General features: G+C 70.7%; 16 protein-coding genes. 2 read left to right on the forward strand and 14 right to left on the reverse strand.

Going from position 1 to position 18,146, the window contains the following annotated elements; genetic code table 11:
- Nucleotides 1-25: 25 nt before the first annotated feature.
- From OHT01_RS37420 to OHT01_RS37445, 6 genes are all read right to left on the reverse strand, one after another.
- Nucleotides 26-607 (reverse strand): RBBP9/YdeN family alpha/beta hydrolase, encoded by a 582-nt coding sequence (locus OHT01_RS37420; RefSeq protein ID WP_328557552.1) that lies wholly within the window; start codon nucleotides 605-607, stop codon nucleotides 26-28.
- Nucleotides 604-1,890, reverse strand: a complete 1,287-nt coding sequence (locus OHT01_RS37425) for an MFS transporter (RefSeq protein WP_328557553.1) — start codon at nucleotides 1,888-1,890, stop codon at nucleotides 604-606. The genes OHT01_RS37420 and OHT01_RS37425 overlap by 4 nt, the downstream gene beginning before the upstream one ends.
- A gap of 98 nt (nucleotides 1,891-1,988) precedes the next feature.
- Nucleotides 1,989-2,897, reverse strand: coding sequence for a TauD/TfdA dioxygenase family protein (locus OHT01_RS37430; protein ID WP_328557554.1), 909 nt, complete (start codon nucleotides 2,895-2,897; stop codon nucleotides 1,989-1,991).
- Nucleotides 2,898-2,946: 49 nt separating this feature from the next.
- Entirely contained in the window at nucleotides 2,947-3,921 is a 975-nt protein-coding gene (locus OHT01_RS37435) for a quinone oxidoreductase family protein (protein ID WP_328557555.1), read from the reverse strand.
- 275 nt (nucleotides 3,922-4,196) lie between these two features.
- Nucleotides 4,197-5,249 (reverse strand): 3-keto-5-aminohexanoate cleavage protein, encoded by a 1,053-nt coding sequence (locus OHT01_RS37440; RefSeq protein ID WP_328557556.1) that lies wholly within the window; start codon nucleotides 5,247-5,249, stop codon nucleotides 4,197-4,199.
- Between the two features lie 369 nt (nucleotides 5,250-5,618).
- Entirely contained in the window at nucleotides 5,619-6,620 is a 1,002-nt protein-coding gene (locus tag OHT01_RS37445; protein WP_328557557.1) for an AraC family transcriptional regulator, read from the reverse strand.
- 158 nt (nucleotides 6,621-6,778) lie between these two features.
- Between OHT01_RS37445 and OHT01_RS37450 the strand changes: the two genes are divergently transcribed.
- Nucleotides 6,779-7,864 (forward strand): TauD/TfdA family dioxygenase, encoded by a 1,086-nt coding sequence (locus OHT01_RS37450; RefSeq protein ID WP_328557558.1) that lies wholly within the window; start codon nucleotides 6,779-6,781, stop codon nucleotides 7,862-7,864.
- On the forward strand, nucleotides 7,861-9,354 hold the full coding sequence (locus OHT01_RS37455) for a long-chain-fatty-acid--CoA ligase (RefSeq protein ID WP_328557559.1): 1,494 nt from the start codon (nucleotides 7,861-7,863) through the stop codon (nucleotides 9,352-9,354). The genes OHT01_RS37450 and OHT01_RS37455 overlap by 4 nt, the downstream gene beginning before the upstream one ends.
- Before the next feature lie 49 nt (nucleotides 9,355-9,403).
- Here OHT01_RS37455 and OHT01_RS37460 read toward each other — a convergent pair whose 3' ends face one another.
- From OHT01_RS37460 to sigK, 8 genes are all read right to left on the reverse strand, one after another.
- The gene (locus OHT01_RS37460; protein ID WP_328557560.1) at nucleotides 9,404-11,014 is read right to left on the reverse strand and encodes a sodium/solute symporter; all 1,611 of its coding nucleotides are present in this window, start codon (nucleotides 11,012-11,014) and stop codon (nucleotides 9,404-9,406) included.
- On the reverse strand, nucleotides 11,011-11,445 hold the full coding sequence (locus OHT01_RS37465; protein WP_328557561.1) for a DUF485 domain-containing protein: 435 nt from the start codon (nucleotides 11,443-11,445) through the stop codon (nucleotides 11,011-11,013). The genes OHT01_RS37460 and OHT01_RS37465 overlap by 4 nt, the downstream gene beginning before the upstream one ends.
- Nucleotides 11,446-11,810: 365 nt before the next feature.
- Complete coding sequence (locus tag OHT01_RS37470; protein ID WP_328557562.1) at nucleotides 11,811-12,386, reverse strand: hypothetical protein; 576 nt, start codon at nucleotides 12,384-12,386, stop codon at nucleotides 11,811-11,813.
- Between the two features lie 602 nt (nucleotides 12,387-12,988).
- Nucleotides 12,989-13,480: a peptidylprolyl isomerase gene (locus tag OHT01_RS37475; protein ID WP_328557563.1), complete on the reverse strand. Its 492-nt coding sequence runs from the start codon at nucleotides 13,478-13,480 to the stop codon at nucleotides 12,989-12,991.
- A gap of 285 nt (nucleotides 13,481-13,765) precedes the next feature.
- On the reverse strand, nucleotides 13,766-15,283 hold the full coding sequence (glpK, locus tag OHT01_RS37480) for a glycerol kinase GlpK (RefSeq protein ID WP_328557564.1): 1,518 nt from the start codon (nucleotides 15,281-15,283) through the stop codon (nucleotides 13,766-13,768).
- A 33-nt stretch (nucleotides 15,284-15,316) separates the two neighbouring features.
- Nucleotides 15,317-16,162, reverse strand: a complete 846-nt coding sequence (locus OHT01_RS37485) for an MIP/aquaporin family protein (protein WP_328557565.1) — start codon at nucleotides 16,160-16,162, stop codon at nucleotides 15,317-15,319.
- Between the two features lie 220 nt (nucleotides 16,163-16,382).
- Entirely contained in the window at nucleotides 16,383-17,135 is a 753-nt protein-coding gene (locus OHT01_RS37490; RefSeq protein ID WP_328557566.1) for an anti-sigma factor, read from the reverse strand.
- Nucleotides 17,117-17,710, reverse strand: coding sequence for an ECF RNA polymerase sigma factor SigK (gene sigK, locus OHT01_RS37495; RefSeq protein ID WP_328557567.1), 594 nt, complete (start codon nucleotides 17,708-17,710; stop codon nucleotides 17,117-17,119). Before sigK ends, OHT01_RS37490 begins: the two co-directional genes overlap by 19 nt.
- Nucleotides 17,711-18,146: the final 436 nt, after the last annotated feature.

The raw sequence follows: 18,146 nt of genomic DNA on the forward strand, positions 1-18,146 counted from the left end.
TGCCTTCCTGGGCTGGACGCGGCGTTCAGCCGGTTTTCTCTACTTCGCGGAGCAGGTCTTCCGCGCGCGGCCACGGGCCGTAGCCGGACGCGGGGTTGAGATGGCCGACCTCACCGAGGTCCACCAGGGCGCCACCCCAGTCGCGGGCCAGTGCGGCGATCCGCTCGACCGTGCCGAGGGGGTCGTTCGTGCTGGCCGCGACGAGGCTGGCGAAGGGCAGCGGCGTCCGGGGCACCGGTGTCCAGCCCTTCTCCGCGAGCGCCTCGGGGGTCGGATACCCCTCGGGCAACGGCGTGTCGAAGTCCGGCGGTGTCACGAGCAGCGCTCCGCGCACCTGGGCCGTGCTTCCCTGGGCCCAGTGGACCGTGGTGATCACACCGGCGCTGTGCGCGACGAGGACGACGGGGCCCTCGATCTCCGAGACCACCTTGTCGAGCGCCGCCACGCGGGCCTTGCGGCTCAGCGCGTCCTCGGTGAGCGGCGGGACCGTGCGCACGGTGCGTCCGGCCTCGGCCAGCCGGTCCGCCAGCAGGGTCTGCCAGTGGTCCGCGACATGATCGCGCAGTCCAGGGACGATCACGACGACCGGTTCGGCGGTGGCGTTCACGCGGACACCACCGCGTCCTCCGGTTCCGCCGCCGGGACGAGCTCGGTCGTCAGACGGCTCAGATCACGCTCGTAGAAGTGGCGGCCGATCAGGAAGGCGACGGTGGCGGCGAGCGCCGTGAGCGGTATGACCCGCAGGGCGCCGAGCAGCCCCATGCCGTCGGCGAGGGCGCCCGTCACGGCGGGCCCGGGAGCCAGCCCGAGCAGGCTGTTGGCGAGCGTCAGGGTGGCGAAGGCCGTGGCGGAGATGGATACGGGGGTCAGGTTGGCCACCATGGCGCTGGCGGGACCGGCCGTTCCGGCCGCGAGCAGGGCTCCGGCCGCCAGCGCGGCGAGCTGGAGCGGTCCGGTCGGCAGCCGGAACGCGGTCATGAGCAGGACGAGGGAGCCGAGGCTGCACGCGATGGCGACCGCCCACTTGCGGATGGGGAAGGCCCGGCTGACGCGGTCCGAGACGATGCCGCCGGCGATCATGCCGATGCCGATGACGAGGATGAAGATCCCGGCGGTCGCGCCCGCCTTGGCGGTGGGCAGGTGGTAGTAGCGGTTGAAGAAGCTGGGCAGCCAGGCCATGAGGGAGGCAGCGATGAAGAGCTGGAGACCGCTGCCGACGTAGGCGCTGATCACCGAGACCGAGGAGAAGAGGCGGGGCAGCAGCAGGCGCAGTCTGCCGCGTGGTCCGGGATCGGGCTCGGCGTCGGTGGAACCGGCGTCCGGCGTCAGCTTCTTCTCGGTGACGACGAAGCCGTAGACCGCGGCCAGGACCAGGCCGAAGATCCCCATGACGCCGAACGCCCAGCGCCAGCCCAGGTGTTGGGCCACGGCGCCGCCGATCGACACACCCAGGACCGAACCGAAGGCACCGCCGGCGATGAAGGCACCGGACAGCGTGGCGCGCAGGGCGATGGGGAAGATGCTCAGCACGACGGCGATGCCGACGCTTCCGTACGCCGCCTCACCGATGCCGACGAAGAGCCGGCCGACGAACAACTGGCCGTAGTTCGCCGAGACCGCGCAGCCCAGGGTCGCGATGCTCCACATCCCCGCGGCGAGCAGCAGGCTCTTGACCCGGCCCCAGCGGTCGGCGATCAGCGACATGGGGAAGGTGAACAGACCGACCATGAGGGCGACGACACCGCTGAGTGTGCCGAGCTTCGCGTCCGTGAGCAGCCACTCGCTCTTGAGGTCGGGGAAGACGGCGTTGAGAACCTGCCGGGACATGTAGTCGGACAGCAGCAGGCCGAAACTGAGGGCGAAGACCACCCAGGCGTAGCGTCGGGTCACGGGCCATCCGGACGAGGCGGTCGTGTCCGTCTCGGGAATGGATCCAGCAGTGGTGTGCAACTCCATTGTCATCACCTCACGCGCTTGGAGGAAGGGGGCTAGAACGGTCTGTCGCCGACGATCCCGGCGCGCTCCATCCGGCGGACGGCGGGCCAGTAGTCCTGGACGGCGTAGTGCTGGGTGGAGCGGTTGTCCCAGATGGCGACACTGTTCGGGGTCCAGCGCCAGCGCACCTGGTACTCCGGGATCGCGGCCTGGCTGATCAGGTAGTTGAGCAGCAGGCTGGCGCCGGGGGCGAAGTCCTGCCCGAACCGCACGTTCGCGGGCGTGTGGTAGTTGACGAAGTGCGTGGTGAACGCGTTGACGAAGAGGATCTCCTCGCCGGTCTCCGGGTGGACGCGCACCACCGGGTGCTCCGCGTCCGGGAACCGCGCCTTGAGGGCGTGCCGCTGCTCCTGCGGCATGGCGGCACCGAACGTGGCCTCGATGCTGTGCCGGGCCCGCAGCCCCCGGACCGTGGTGCGGATGTTCTCCGGCAGCCGGCGGTAGGCCTCGGCCATGTTGACCCAGATCGTGTCCCCGCCGACGGGGGGCCCTTCGATGCAGCGCAGGACGGCGCCCATGGGCGGGCACTCGCGCCACGTGGCATCGGTGTGCAGGGCTCCCTCGTACTGCTCCGCCGGTCCGGCCGGATCCTTGTAGATCCGCACCAGGCCGGGGTGCTCGGGGTCGCTGCCGGCCACCGGGTGGTCCTCCAGGGCGCCGAATCGCTCGGCGAACGCGACGTGTTCGCCGCGCGTGATGTCCTGGTCGCGCAGGAACAGCACCTTGTACTGGAGCAACAGAGACCTGATCTCGTCGAAGAGGTCGTCGTCGCGTGCGGCGTCGCCGAGGTTCACTCCGGACAGTTCCGCGCCGATGGTACAGGTCAGGGGTTCGACATGGATCGAGCCGCGGTTGTGGGCGCGGACCGGGGCGCCCTCGGGGGGAGCGAGCGTGTGTTCCATGGTGCTTCCTCCTGGAGAGAGTGGAGTTGACCGAGGGGGAGCGGTGGGCTCAGAGCACGAAGACGGACGATCCGGTGGTCCGCCCCGCCTCCAGGTCGCGGTGTGCCTGGGCGGCGTCCTGGAGCTCGTACCTCTGGTTGACCTCGATGGTGATGCGGCCGGAGGTGACGTGCTCGAAGAGTTCACCCGCGAGCTCCGCCCGCTCCGCGGGGTCCGCGATGTAGTCGGCGAGCGCGGGCCGGGTGACGAACAGGGAGCCCTGGACGGCGAGTTGCATGGCGTCGATGGGCGGGACGGGGCCGGAGGCGGTGCCGAAGCAGACGAGCAGGCCGCGGCGGCGCAGTGACGCGAGCGAGGAGGCGTACGTGCTCTTGCCGACGCTGTCGAAGGCCACCGGGACCCCGGCGCCGTCGGTGAGTTCGCGTACCCGCTCGGCCACGTCCTCGTGCTTGTAGCGGATGACGTGGTCGCAGCCGTGCGCGCGGGCCAGTTCGGCCTTCTCCTCGGTGGAGACCGTGCCGATGACGTTCAGGCCGAGCAGCTTGGCCCACTGGCAGACGATGAGGCCGACTCCGCCCGCCGCCGCGGTCAGCAGGATCGTGTCACCCGCCTTGAGGGGGTGGATCCTGCGGAGCAGGTACGAGGAGGTCAGGCCCCGCATGGTCATCGCGGCGGCGGTCTCGAAGCCGATGCCGTCCGGCAGCTTGATCAACGAGGCGGTGGGCATGACCCGTTCGGTGCTGTAGGCGCCCAGCGGGCTTCCGGTGTACGTCACCCGGTCGCCCTCGGTGAAATCGGTGACGCCCTCGCCGACCGCCTCGACCACGCCCGCCGCCTCGACGCCCAGCCCGGCGGGCAGCGGCGCGGGGTAGAGCCCGGTGCGGAAGTAGGTGTCGGCGAAGTTGAGTCCGACGGCGTGGTGGCGGATCCGGACCTCGCCGGGGCCGGGGTCGCCGACGACGACCTCCTCCCAGCGCAGGACCTCGGGACCGCCGGTCTCCTTGAATCGAATGGCGTGGGCCACGGGAATGCTCCGTTGTCGGGTGTCGGGTGTCGGGTGTCGGGTGAAAGGGACGGAAGGGATGGGGAGGGGAGGGGCCGCCGGAACCGGGGGGTCTGGCCCCGGCGGCCACGTGGCGCGACGGGTCGAGCGGTGCCGCGGTGGCCCATTCCGGCCGCCCGCGCCCCGGCCGGGGCGCGGGCCCCTCCCGCGGTGCCCCGCGCCGGGCCGCGCGGACCGGCGCGGGGCCGGCGGCACGGCTGAGCGACCGGCGCGGGGCGTGAAGGTCCGCCCGGGGGTCAGGCGTCGCGCAGCATGAAGCCGCGCTGACCGGGACGGCGGTTCGGCACCATGCCGAGGCGGGCCAGCGTCTCGTCGGCGCCCGAGTAGGTCTCGCCGAGCTTGTAGATCTTCCTGGCCTCCGCGCCGGTCGCGATGTCACGGCCGAGCGCCTCGGAGATCTGCACCATCTGCTCGACCTGCTGGACGCTGGACATGCGCTCGCCCTTGCGCCGCCACAGGTTGTCCTCGTTGCCCACCCGGACGTGCACGCCGAGCGCGATCCCGATCGCGTTCATCGGCGCCACGGCGCGCATCGAGCTCTCGATGGTGAGGACGGCGCCGTCCGGGGCACGACGGACGAACTCGATGAGGTCGGCCGGGTGACGACCCGCGAAACCACCGCCGATGGCCACGTAGTTGAGGATGAGCGGGCCCGTGTGGACACCGGCCCGGATGAGCCGCTCCACGGTCTCGAGCTGGGCCAGCGTGGCCAGTTGGAAGTGCGGCTGGATACCGCTCGCGGCCAGCCGCTTGAGGTGTTCCAGGTAGAAGTCGGGGCCCGCCTCGACGACCATGTCGCGGTACGCCTTGTAGTAGTCCGGCTTGGCGATCGACGTGCCCTCCAGATCGTCGTCGTTCATGATCTCGACGATGTTCATCTGGCTGGTGTTGATCGCGATCGTCACCTGGTCCGGCGCGGGGTCCAGGTCGGCCAGCATGTGGCGGGTGTCGTAGCTCAGCCACTTCGCCTCACCGCCCTCGCCCTCGGGGGCGAAGGAGATCGAGCCGCCGACCTGCAGCACCATGTCCGGCACGGCCTCACGCAGCCGGCCCATGAGCTCGTTGAACTTGGACATCCGCTTGGAGCCCTTGCCGTCGAGCTCACGTACGTGGATGTGGAGCACGGTGGCGCCGGCGTTGTAGCAGTCGACGGCTGCCTGAACGTGCTCGTCCATCGTCAGGGGAAGGTCGTCGGCGTCTCCGGGCAGCCATTCGGGCCCGTAGGGAGCGGCCTGGATGACGAGCTTTTCCTGGTTCTCGGGGAACAGTGAGTCGTCGTGGAAGTGCACGGTCCGTCTCCTTCGTCGGATCGGTGATCACCCGCCGGGAGCATCGCCGCGTACTGCGCGGCCCTGGGATGTCCGGCGGGGATCGATGCGGGTCACCGGGTGACTGCGGGCGCGAACCGGCCCGCTGCGATCGGCCGTTCCGGAGGGAGTGCCGGGGGAGTGGCACGGCTCCCTCCGGCGGCCGACCGCGTCTTCTGTGCGGTGGTGCAAAGGTAGGGCCGGGCCCAGAGCCGTGCTTACCGTCAGGGGACAGATGATTTGTCATTTGGGGACATCGGCCGGGTGGGGTGCCGCGAGGGGCGGTGCATGGACCTGACGCCCGTCTTCCCAGTCCCTGAAGGGGAGTTGGAGCACGGGGAGCGGCAGCGCCTACGGCGCGTTGTTGCCGCGCCACGCTCTCGGGCTGCACCCGAACTGCTCACGGAACCAGCGTGAGAACCCGCTCAGTGAGGAGAACCCCAGCAGGTCGGAGATCTCCGTCAGCGAGCGCCGTGGATTCGCGACGAACTGCTCCGCGAGATGGCGGCGGGTGACATTGAGGAGCGAGGAGAACGTCTCGCCCGACGAGGCCAGATGGCGGTGGACGGTGCGCCGGTCGACGCCGAGGCTCCGCGCGACCTGCTCGATCGAGCAGCGCCCGGTCGGCAGCAGGACCTCGATCAGCTCGCGCACCCGGTCCGCGGCGGTGGTGTCCTTGGGGACGGCGATCGCGTCGAAGTACTGGCGGGCGTACTCGCGCAGCAGGGGGTCGGCCATGGCGTTGGGCGCGTCGAGGTCGTCGGCGTAGAAGACGATGCCGTCGAGCTCGCGGCCGAACTCCACGATGGGGCCGAAGGCGCTCAGGTGCGCCGCGGTGTCCGCCGGCGCGGGATGCCGGAACCATACGGACAGCGGCTGCCAGCGGGTGTGCAGGAAGTCGTTCAGGATGCGGTGGAAGGCGGCGACGGCCAGCTCCGTGGCCTGCCGGGACTCCATCACCTCGCCGAGCCGCAGATCCACTTTGAGTGTGGCCAGTCCGTCGCCCTCGGACAGCCGGGTGTGCAGCACCTCGTTGTACATGTACTGATGACGGATGAGCAGTTCCAGCGCGCTGCGCACGTCGGGTTCCTCGCGCACGACCAGGCTGATGGGGCCGAGATTGGAGAAGCGCCGGAACTCCGCGAGAAGGACGCCGAAGTCCTCGTGGCCGGAGGCGGCCGCCGACAGTTCCAGCACCTGGACGGCCGCCGTGCCGGAGATCCACCGGTCCTGGACGGTGAGCGCGGCGGTGTCCAGGCCCACCTGTTTCAGCAGCGCCTGCGGATCGATGCCGAGGGAGCGGCACAGCTCGACGTAGCCGCTCAGGGCGGCGGTGCGGACCAGCGGTCTCATGGGCACGCTCCAGGAATGTCCCGAAAAGCCAAGTCTCCTGTCCCGTCATGACAAGCATGGCGGTGGTCGAGGAACCTAGCATGACGCCGTTCACCGGCCGGGCCCGCTCAGGGGGACCGCTCGCGGGCAGGTGAACACGCGACGGATCGGAGGCGAACATGACAGGTACGACGGACGCGGACCAGGCACCGCCCACGCCCACGCCCACGCCCCGCTCGGGCCCCGCCGTATGGAAGGGCCGGGACCTGACACACCCCGAGGAGTGGCGGCTGGACCTGTCCGGGCCCCGGCTCGCAGAGATCGACTCCGCCCTGCACGCGGCACGCAGACGCGATCTCACCCTGCTGAAGCTCACGGCCGCCGACTTCCCTCTCCCGGCCCTCGCCGCGGACCTGGCGCGCCTCGCCGGGGACCTCGAACACGGACGGGGGTTCGCGGTCGTCCGGGGCATCCCCGTCGAGCGGCTCGGTGAGAGCGCCGCGAGCACCGTCTTCTGGGGCCTCGGCAGACATCTGGGGCACCCCGTCCCGCAGAACGCCGACGGACTCGTCCTCGGCCACGTCCGGGACACCGGCCACAGCCCGAGCGACCCGGCGGTGCGCGGCCACCAGACCCGGGAGGCACTGCCGTTCCACACCGGCGGTGGCGATCTCCTCGCCCTGCTGCCGCTGCGCGCGGCGCGTACCGGCGGACGCCTCTCGCTGGTCAGCTCGGCCGCGGTGCGCGACGCGGTGCTGGAACTGCGCCCCGATCTCGCCGGGCGCCTGTACCGCCCGTACCACTTCGACCGCCATGGCGAGCACGGTCCCGGCGAGCCGTCCTGCACGACCGCTCCGCTGGTCTCCCGCGACGGCGGCCCCCGCGGCGCGCCGAGCATGCGGTACGACCGGTGCTGCCTCGAATCCGCCCAGCGTTTTCCCGAGGTGCCCCGCCTGGAGCCGGCGGACCGGGAACTCTTCGATCTCATCGACTCCGTGGCAGGCTCCCCGGAGTACCGGCTCGACCTCGACCTCCGGGTCGGTGACCTGCTCCTGGTCAACACGCACAAGGTGATGCACGCCCGCTCGGCGTTCGAGGACCATGAAGCGCCGGAACACAAACGCCACTCGCTGCGCCTGTGGCTGGCCTTCCCGCAGGGAGCCGGTAGCCAGGACACCCGGCCCTGGGTCACTCTTCGCGATGTGATCCGACCGCGCAGCACCGCCGCGCCCGGCGGGACGAATTCAAGGAGATCTCCGGCATGACCAACCTCGTCACCCTCCTGGCCGCCTCCGTCGCGGCCCACGGCGACCGCGTCGCCGTCCGCCATGACGACAGCACGCTCACCTACGCCGAACTGGACGACGCCAGCGCCCGGGTGGCGGCGCTGCTGCGGGACCGCGGTCTCCTGCCGGGCGACCGAGTCGCGCTGACCATGCCCAACGTCCCGCTGTTCCCGGTCCTCTACTACGGCATCCTGCGGGCCGGCGGTGTCGTCGTCCCGATGAATCCGCTGCTCAAGGCCCGCGAGGTCGCTTTCGCCCTGCGCGACTGCGGCGCCCGGATCGCGGTGGTCTTCCCGCTGTTCGCCGACGAGGTCACGAAGGCCGCCGCCGAGACCGCGACGGCGTGCCTGGTGACCGAACCCGAGACCTTCGACGCCCTGCTCCGCGGCCACGAGCCGCTCCGCGACCCCCTCGACCGGACCGAGGACGATCCCGCCCTGATCCTCTACACCTCGGGCACCACCGGAACACCGAAGGGAGCCGAGCTCTCCCACCGGAATCTCGCCACCAACACCCTCACCACGTCCGAGACGCTCCTTCAGGTCGGTCCGGACGACGTGCTCTTCGGCGGCCTGCCGCTCTTCCACGCCTTCGGCCAGACCTGCGCGCTCAACACGGCCGTCGCGGCGGGTGCCACGCTCACCCTGCTGCCCAGGTTCGACCCGCAGCGCGCCCTGGAGATCATCGCCCGGGACAAGGTCACCGTGTTCCTGGGCGTGCCGACGATGTACGCGGCGCTGCTCCACGCCGAACTCCCCGAGGGCTTCGACACCGGCGGGCTGCGGCTGGCCGTCTCGGGCGGATCGGCGCTCCCGGTCGAGGTGCTGCACGGCTTCGAGCGGCGCTTCGGCGCCGGTGTCCTGGAGGGGTACGGGCTGTCCGAGACCTCTCCGGTCGCCGCCTTCAACCATCCGGACCGTCCGCGCAAGCCGGGGTCGATCGGAGTGCCCATCCGCGGAGTGGAGATGCGGCTCGTCGCGGAGGACGGCGGTGTGGCCGCGCCGGGGGAGATCGGCGAGATCGCCATCCGCGGCGAGAACATCATGACCGGCTACTGGAACCGTCCGGAGGCCACCGCGGACGCGATCCGCGACGGATGGTTCCACAGCGGTGACCTGGCCCGGGTCGACGAGGACGGCTTCTACTTCATCGTCGACCGCAAGAAGGACCTGATCATCCGCGGCGGCTACAACGTCTATCCCCGGGAGATCGAGGAGGTGCTGTACGAGCACCCCGCCGTCGCGGAGGCCGCCGTCGTCGGTGTGCCGCACCCCCTGCACGGTGAGGAGGTCGCGGCGGTGGTCACGCTCCGGCCCGGTGCCGAGGCCACTGCCGAGGAGATCCGCGCCCACGCCAAGGACCGGGTCGCGGCCTACAAGTACCCGCGCATCGTCACGATCGCGGCCGAGCTGCCCAAGGGCCCCACGGGCAAGATCCTCAAGCGCGAGATCGTGGTCAGCGGCCCGTGATCCGGTGAGGGCGGACCGTTTCCCGGCGGTGGCAGAGACCCTGCCACCGTCACCGCTCCCTCGGTCGCGGCCCCGCGAGGATCAGGCTCTCGACACCCTCGTACCGTCCCCGTTCCCGGTCCGCCGCGCGGCGTCCGGAGAGCAGGCTGCCGAGCCAGCCGAAGGCGAAACCCAGCGGAATGGACACCAGCCCCGTGGTGGTGAACGGGAACCAGTTGAAGTCGGCGCCGGGAAACGCGGATGTCGGGGAGCCGGAGACCAGTCTGGTGCCCGGCATCAGGACGAGGACGGCGAGAGTGCCGCCGATGAGCGTGCTCAGCAGGCCGGCGCGTGTGTAGCGGCGCCAGAAGAGGCTGTAGACCAGGGCGGGGGCGATCGCCGAGGCACCCAGGCAGAAGGACAGGGTGGCCAGCGGTTGCAGACTGTGGTGCTGCACGACGACCGCGAGGGCGATCACGGGCGCGCCCACGAACACGGCGGAGCCGCGGGCGAGGGCCGTCTCGCGCTGCGGCGACATGTCGGGGTTGCGGCCCGCGAAGACGTCGTGGGCCAGCGAGTTGGCGCAGGCGAGGGTCATCCCGGCGACCGACGCGAGCAGGGTGAGGAAGATCGCCGTGGTGACCGTGGTGAGCACGAGCGCCTCCGTCCGGGACACCGCAGGGCCGAACACGGCACGCGCGCCCAGCAGATAGGCCGTGTGCCCGTGAGGGTCGGCGGAGGCGACGCCGGCCCGGCCGATCATCGCCGTCGCGCCGATGGCGACAACTCCCGCCACCAGCATGAACAACGCCACCGAGGACACCGCCCAGGACATCGAACGCCGTACCTGGCGGGCGCTGTTCGCGGTGGCCATCCGCATGGTCACATGCGGCAGGCAGGCACCCCCCAGCACGATCGCGAACTGCGTACTGATCATGTCGAGCCGGGGATGCTTGCCACCGGAGAACTGGAGCCCGCCGTGCAGGTACGCGGCCGGTGAGCCGCTGCGCGCGGCCGCCGCGGTGAACAGCGTTCCGGGGTTCCAGTCGAACCGCCTCAGGATCAGCAGGGCGACGACGATGCCGGAGCCGAGGAGCACCACCATCTTGAGGATCTGGATCAACGCGGTGCCGCGCATACCGCCGATGGCCGCGTAGATGATCATCAGGGCGCCGACGCCCACGATGCAGCCGGTCTTCACGGAGTTGTCGGAGAAGCCGAGGATGAAGGCCAACAGCTGCCCGGTACTGGCGAGTTGGACGAGCATCATCGGTACGAGCGCGGTGATCGTGACGCCGCACGCGGTGATCCGTACGGCGCGTCCGGGCATCCGGCGGGCCAGCACGTCGCCCATGGTGAACTTGCCCGTGTTGCGCAGGGGTTCGGCCAGCAGGAACATCAGCACCAGCAGGGAGAGCAGCGTGCTGAGGGCCAGCACGACACCGTCGAAACCGCACAGCGCGATCACACCGCCGATGGTCAGCACGGTCGCGGCCGAGATGTAGTCGCCGGCGACGGCGAGTCCGTTGCGCAGCGGGGAGAGCGATCGGTAGCCGGTGTAGAACTCGGCGAGGTCGTCACTGTCGGGGCCGGTCAGCACGCACAGCAGCAGCGTCACCGTGACGGCGACGGAGAAGGCGACCAGGGACCAGGACTGGGTGGAGCCGCCGAAGACGCTCACAGCTCCTGCTCCTGATCGGCGCTCGCCCAGGGAGTGCTCCGGTTCACCCGGCGTGCCAGGGGATCGACGTAGCGGCGGGCCGTGCTCTCGTAGACGAGGACGGCGAGCCAGGTGGCGGGGATCTGGGAAAGGGCGAGCACCAGTCCGGTCGAGAGGCCTCCGGCGACGGGACGGTCCATGAGGCCGGGACAGCCGGCGGTGAGGCCGAGGAAGAGGGTGAAGCAGCCGAGCACCGCGAACGTGGTCACGCGCCGCTGCCGCCGATAGGCGCGGCGCAGGATGCGCAGATCTCGATGGTGCCCGGTCCAGGTGCGGGGTGATGCCCCGCCGCCTAAGGGTTCCCCGGCCGGGGCCGGGACGTGGTGGGCGGGGGAGTCCTGCTCTCCCCGCGGCGGTCGCGCGGGACGAGGGACGGAGCTGTCGTACGACATGCCGTTCTCCTGGTGGGGGTGCGGGCCCGGCGTGCATGGACCGCGGGACGGTGGGGACGGCTCGGGTCCTCGCACGCTATTCGGCCCTTCGGCCCATGCGAAGGGCTTTCCTTCAAGTACCTGGTCGGACTGTGTCCATGCCGCTGACCTCGCCTGTTGTCGGTGAAACCGCTGTTGCGCCCGCGCTCGGAGTGAGCGGTGGGGTGCGGACGTCGGGGCCGTTCGCCGCGCGGCCGTATGTCGCCCGCCGCGTCTCCAGGGGCGCCGAGGCCTCGGACGAGGGCCGGCGCGGGTGGTCGGTGAGCGGGTTCGGCACCGTGCGCCGGCAGCGGCCCGGGGAGATCCGCGGTCAGGCCTGTGCCGGGTCAGGGGAAGTCCCTCAGTTCGTCGAGAGGTGTCCCGTGCGCCCAGCGTCCGAGGCACGAACCGTCGATCAGCCGGACACCGCCCTGCCGCCGCGCCCACTGGACGTCACGCCGGCTGAACGCCCCGCGGTGCACCACGAGACGGAGCGTGGGGGCGGACCGGCCCCGACGCCCCGCGCGCGAGGGCGCGTCCTCGTCGGGCAACGGCTCGGCCACCGGCCGGAAGGCCACCTCCAGGCGCTGCCCGCGACCGTCCCGTGCCCGTACGCGGACACGGTCCGCTCCTTTCGGCGCAGGGAGCACGCGCCAGCCGTCCCGGCGCAGCATCCGGGACACGGCCAGGGCCAGCCCCTGGGTGTCCAGCTCCGCGATTTCCTCGGGGGTGTAGAACCCGAGGCGCCGACGGGCCAGCGGACGGTGCCGGCGGACCGCGGCCGACGCGGCGACGGCGAGAACGGCCAGCGCGCCGAGGGGTGCGGCGATCCCGGCCACCCGGTAGCCGACGGCCAGGCCGGCGACGACCGCGCACAACATGACGACGACCGCGGCGAGAGCCGGCAGCACCTCGCGCAGCAAGGGTCCATAAGCACCTTCCGCGCGCAGTCGGCGGACGGCCCGCTGCCGCTGCGCGCGCCCTGACAGGTGATTCCCCGGTGTCCGCCCCCTCCAAGTCACTCGGGCCAGCTCCCCCCAACCCTCGCGCGCTTCGGCGTGTGCGGGTAGGGGCTACCCCTCGCGGACCGGCCGGTCCCCTGTGTACGGGATCCGGCCACGAATCCGGCTGAACTCTTTCGTGGGCCCGCGACGCGTGGGGCGCGAGCGGTTTCGGTGGCTGCGGAGTCGCGCGGCGGACCGGCGGTGAGCCCGGAACGGCTTCGGCGTGACGGGCGGGAGGCGGCGGCATCAGTGCCGGCCGGTGATGAATCCGGTGCCGTCGGAGCAGGGGAACGCGCGGGCGACGGCGATGTGTTGGGGGTACCCGCCCGGCGTACAGGGGTCTTGGCGGCGATGGTGCGGGCTACGAAGAAGTCCCCCGCCTTCTCGGCCTCGCGGGCCGTACAGGCGTCAGGGCTGTCGCCCGGCCGGGGCCGGGCATCGCCCGACGGGGGCGGCGGGTGGTGCGCCGCCGCCCCCGTCGGCACGTGTGCGTGGGGCGCGGCCCCAGGCTGCCGGACCGCTCAGACGGTGCCGCTGTCGGAGATGACGATCTTCTTGGAGGTGGTGCCGGAGCGGCTGCCGAGCGCCTCGATCGCCTTTACGACGTCCATGCCCTCGACGACCTCGCCGAAGACGACGTGCTTGTTGTCCAGCCAGTCGGTGACGATGGTGGTGATGAAGAACTGCGAGCCGTTGGTGTTCTGGCCCGCGTTGGCCATGGACAGCAGACCCGGCTTGGTGTGCTTGAGCGTGAAGTTCTCGTCGGCGAACTTCTCGCCGTAGATGCTCTTGCCGCCCGTGCCGTTCTGCCGCGTGAAGTCGCCGCCCTGGAGCATGAAGTCCGGGATGACCCGATGGAACGGCGAGCCCTTGTAACCGTAACCGTGTTCGCCGGTGGCGAGCTCACGGAAGTTCCGCGCGGTCTTCGGGACGACGTCGTCGTAGAGCTTGAACTCGATGCGGCCCAGCGGCTTGCCGTCGGCGGTGACCTCGAAGAAGACGTTGTCGCTCATTGCTCTGCTCCTCATGGATGCGAATGTTCGCCCCCGAGCATAGAGAAGCTGAGGCGGTGGGCGTGTGACCGGGGGTGATCATTCGCGTGTGGTCGGCGATCAGCCAGTGACGGGCCGTGGGTGGAGCGCGCCCGGGAAATCACCCGGGGCACCGGGGTCCGAAGCGGGACAGAACCGGTCCGCGACCGGTCGGGAGAGCCCGGACGTACGTTCAGCTCCTGACGCGGTACGAGCCAGGAGCTGAACGGATCGTCCTTCGGTCACCCACGTGATCGACGGGTCGGGCTATTCCACTTTCGCCCAGTCGAGCGTGCGCTCCACCGCACGCTTCCAGTCCGCGTACCCCTGCTGGCGCCGGTCCTCGGACCACTGGGGCTCCCAGCGCTTGGACTCCTGCCAGTGGGTGCGCAGTTCGTCGGTGTCCTTCCAGAAGCCGGTGGCCAGGCCCGCCGCGTACGAGGCGCCCAGAGCGGTGGTCTCGGCGACGACGGGACGGCTGACCGGTACGCCGAGGACGTCGGCCTGGATCTGCATGCACAGGTCGTTGGCGGTCACACCGCCGTCGACCTTGAGCACGTCGAGATGGACTCCGGAGTCCTGTTCCATCGCCTCCACGACATCGCGGCTCTGGTAGCAGATGGCCTCCAGGGTCGCTCTGGCCAGGTGGGCGTTGCTGTTGTACCGGGCGAGTCCGACGATCGCGCCGCGGGCGTCGGAGCGCCAGTACGGGGCGAACAGGCCCGAGAACGCCGGGACGAAGTACATCCCGCCGTTGTCCTCCACGCTGCGGGCCAGCGTCTCGCTCTCGGCCGCGTTGGTGATGATCTTCATCTGGTCTCGGAGCCACTGCACGGCGGATCCGGTGACCGCGATGGAGCCTTCCAGCGCGTAGACGGCGGGACTGTCGCCGAACCGGTACGCCATGGTGGTCAGCAGGCCGTGCTCCGAACGGACCAGTTCCGTACCGGTGTTGAGGACCAGGAAGTTGCCCGTGCCGTAGGTGTTCTTGGCCTCGCCGGGCGCGTAGCAGACCTGCCCGACGGTGGCCGCCTGCTGGTCGCCGAGCACCCCGGTGATGGGGATGGGGGCGCGCAGCGGCCGGGAGGTGCGCGTCGTACCGAAGGCCTCGCGGTCGGACGAGGAGTTGATGGTGGGCAGCATGGCGCGCGGCACACCGAAGAAGCCCAGCAGCTCGTCGTCCCAATCGAGGGTTTCGAGGTTCATCAGCATGGTGCGGCTGGCGTTGGTCACGTCGGTGGCGTGGATACCGCCGTCGGGGCCCCCGGTCAGGTTCCACAGGACCCAGGCGTCCGTGTTGCCGAACAGGGCGTGGCCCTGTTCCGCCGCCGTGCGGACGCCGTCGACGTTCTCCAGGATCCACTGGATCTTGCCGCCGGAGAAGTAGGTCGCCGGCGGCAGCCCCGCCTTGCGGCGGATGACGTCGCCCTGGCCGGAGCGTTCCAGGGCCGCCGCGATGGAGTCGGTCCGGGTGTCCTGCCAGACGATGGCGTTGTAGTAGGGACGGCCGTTGCGGGGGTCCCATACGACGGTGGTCTCCCGCTGGTTGGTGATGCCGATCGCCGCGAGGTCCTCAGCGGTCAGGTTTCCGTGCCGCAGGGCGTTCTGGATCACCGAGTTGGTGCGTTCCCAGATCTCCACCGGGTCGTGTTCGACCCATCCGGAGCGCGGAAGGATCTGGGCGTGTTCCATCTGGTGCTTCGCCACTTCGTTGCCGGCGTGGTCGAAGATCATGAACCGGGTGCTGGTGGTCCCTTGGTCCACCGCGCCCACGAAGTCAGCCATGGGTTGCCGCCTCTGCTGTGGGTGTTGCGGGAGTCAGGACTGGGACGGCGGGACGCGACCCGCCGGTTCGGCCTCGGCCGTCGGCAGGAAGCGGCCGACGAAGAGCTTGTACACGCCCGCGCCGAGCACGCCACCGATGAACGGACCGAGGATCGGCACCCAGAAGTAGAAGTTCCCGTACTGATCTCTCCATGCTCCTCCGTATCCCGTGAGGAAGCTGGCCAGCCGGGGACCGAAGTCACGGGCCGGGTTGATCGCGTATCCCGCGAGGGTGCCCCAGGCCATTCCGATGCCCACGACGAGCAGGCCGACGATGAACGGGCCGAGGTTCGCCCCGGGAGGCGTGTTGAGCAGGTCCGTGACGGCCATGATCACCAGCAGCAGGATCGCGGTGCCGATGATCTGGTCACGGAACGCGCCCCACTCGTGGACCGGCAGGTTCGGGTTGCCGTTGGCCGGCAGGGTGGAGAACACGCCCTGGGTCTTGATGGTGTGACCGGGGTCGGCCTTCGCCAGCGCGTCCGTGTAGTTCCAGCGAACGATCAGCGCCGCCACGAAGGCGCCGAGCGTCTGCGCCACCACATAGGGCGCGACCTTGCGCCAGGGGAATCCCCTGAACGTGGCCAGGGCGAGCGTCACCGCGGGGTTGAGGTGACCACCGCTCAGCCGTGCCGCGACATAGACGCCCATGGTGACGCCGATGCCCCAGGCCCACGCGATGCTGTCGTGGTTTCCCAGGCCGCCCGGTGGTGTCGTGAGGGCGCCGCCGGCGACCACCTGGGCCACCACGCCGCACCCGAAGAGGATGAGAATCATCGTGCCGAGGAATTCGGCGGACATCTCGCCGATCAGCCCCGACTTCTTGAACCGCTCAGTCATGGAAGCCCGCTTCCCGCCGGTCCAGGACCGGCCGTTGACCGCCGCCCGAGCCCTCCCTCACATCAGCATAGGATGATCAAGGGGGAAGCGCATCAAAAGCATAAATATCCTGTTTTGATACTTCATGCAGTGGATGGAGTCGATGGACTCGGTACGAGCGGGGAGCCGGGGCGGAGGGTGGGCGGTTCCCTCCGGTGTGGGGGTGCGGACGCGGAGCGCGTCAGGCCGGCACCGCGACGATGCCGAGCGGCTCGCTCGTCGGCTGCCGCGATCCGCCGGCCGGTTCGGCCGTGATTCCTACGGCGCTGACGTCGTCCAGGGATCCGTGGAGCAGTTGCGCGTGTCCGCCGCCGGAGCCGGGGAGCAGGCCCGCCGGGCGCAGGTCGCCGGTCTTCGCGGCGTACCAGAGTTCGTACACCTGGTCATGGCCGAGGTGCGGCAGGTCCGAGGCGATGAAGGCCGCCCGGCCCTGCGTGCGGGAGGCGACCACGCTGATGGCGGCCCCGTTGCCCAGCTTCCGCGTGCTGATCGTGGCGTCCCGGGCGGTGAGGACAGCGGTGAGGGTGTCGGACTGCGCCTTCCTGGCGGCGGCCTCGGCACGTGCCTGGTCGGCCTGGGTGTGCTGCCAGGTGGCGAGGCCGCCGAGCGCCGCCGCGAGGGCCAGACACGCAGCCAGGGCCAGACGCAGCGCCCGCTGACGGACCGGAAGTCCGCGCGGCAGGCGCTCCTGGCGCGTGTGGGCGATCCGGTCGAGGACCTGCCGCCGGAGCTCGGGCGAGGGGGCCGCGTCCTCGGCCGAGGCGAGCCGCAGCGTGACCTCGGACAGCTCCGCCACTTCGTCCCGGCACGCGGCGCAGCCGGCCAGATGGTTCTCGAAGGAGGCTTCCTCGGCCGCAGGCAGGGCGTGCAGTACATACGCTCCGACCGGCTCGTGCGGGTCCTCGGCGGCCGTCATCACCTCGCCTCCAGACATCTGCGGAGCAGGCGCAGCCCGGAGCGCATCCTGGACTTCACGGTGCCCGCCGGAGTGGCCAGGCAGGCGGCCACTTCCAGATAGGTCATGCCCTGGTAGTAGGCGAGCGTCAGCGGTACACGCTGACGGCGCTCAAGGGCGGCGAGGCAGTGCCGCACGCGACGGTGGTCCTCGTGCCGCTCCACGGTCTCGGCCACCTCGTCGAAGGGCCGGTCCTCCGCGAGCAGCGCGCTGCGCCGTTCACGCGCCGTGCCGGCCTGGACGTACCGGACCCGGTCGACGGCCCGCCGGTGCGCGAGCGTGAGGACCCAGCCCCGGGCGGTGCCGAGCTCGGGGCGATAGCGGTCGGCGGTCCGCCAGATCTCCACCATCACGTCCTGCGTCACCTCCTCCGCCTGCGCCTCGTCCCGCAGTACGCGGCAGATCAGGCCCTTGACCGGTCGCGCGAGGGTGTCGTAGACGTCGGCGAACGCGTCATGGTCGCCTTCCGCCGCGCGCTTGAGCCGGGCGTCCAGCCACACCTCCGCCGCGGGGCGCCCTCGCGAACCGTGTCCGCCCTGACCGGTCTTGGACATCGCTCACAGAATCCGTCCGTCGCTTCCTTCTCACCTGGCCCGTCCGCTCGACTCTCCGCCCCGGCGGCCTCCTCCGCAGCGCGACGGGCCCGTTCGCCGACAGGGCGCACGTGGACCATGGCGTGGCCCACCGCGTCTGCCGGGCCGTGCGGGCCGGCCCCGTCGACGTCCTGGAACGCGCGGGGATCGGGCCCCGACGCCGTACGGGAGACCGGCACCGTGTATTCGGAGCCGTCCGGCCCCGCGGATGAGCGGAGGGCCAGGTGATCTCCCCGAGGGGCGCGGTCATGTCCCCGCGCCCATGTCCCCGCGCCCGGGCGCGGGGCCCGGCGTCCGCGGTAGCGGCCATGTCCGAGTTCTCCCGAAAACTCGTAAAGAAAACTTAAGGAGGTCTATCCTCATACATACCTTTCATCACTCCGAATACCTTATGTCC

This window comes from Streptomyces sp. NBC_00358, from assembly GCF_036099295.1.
Lineage (GTDB): Bacteria > Actinomycetota > Actinomycetes > Streptomycetales > Streptomycetaceae > Streptomyces.

Coding starts and splice junctions, on each gene's coding strand:
- OHT01_RS37430 (WP_328557554.1), bottom strand. CDS start 2,897: ATGGAACACACGCTCGCTCCCCCCGAGGGCGCCCCGGTCCGCGCCCAC.
- OHT01_RS37445 (WP_328557557.1), bottom strand. CDS start 6,620: ATGAGACCGCTGGTCCGCACCGCCGCCCTGAGCGGCTACGTCGAGCTG.
- OHT01_RS37450 (WP_328557558.1), top strand. CDS start 6,779: ATGACAGGTACGACGGACGCGGACCAGGCACCGCCCACGCCCACGCCC.
- OHT01_RS37455 (WP_328557559.1), top strand. CDS start 7,861: ATGACCAACCTCGTCACCCTCCTGGCCGCCTCCGTCGCGGCCCACGGC.
- OHT01_RS37465 (WP_328557561.1), bottom strand. CDS start 11,445: ATGTCGTACGACAGCTCCGTCCCTCGTCCCGCGCGACCGCCGCGGGGA.
- OHT01_RS37475 (WP_328557563.1), bottom strand. CDS start 13,480: ATGAGCGACAACGTCTTCTTCGAGGTCACCGCCGACGGCAAGCCGCTG.
- glpK (WP_328557564.1), bottom strand. CDS start 15,283: ATGGCTGACTTCGTGGGCGCGGTGGACCAAGGGACCACCAGCACCCGG.
- OHT01_RS37485 (WP_328557565.1), bottom strand. CDS start 16,162: ATGACTGAGCGGTTCAAGAAGTCGGGGCTGATCGGCGAGATGTCCGCC.
- OHT01_RS37490 (WP_328557566.1), bottom strand. CDS start 17,135: ATGTCTGGAGGCGAGGTGATGACGGCCGCCGAGGACCCGCACGAGCCG.
- sigK (WP_328557567.1), bottom strand. CDS start 17,710: ATGTCCAAGACCGGTCAGGGCGGACACGGTTCGCGAGGGCGCCCCGCG.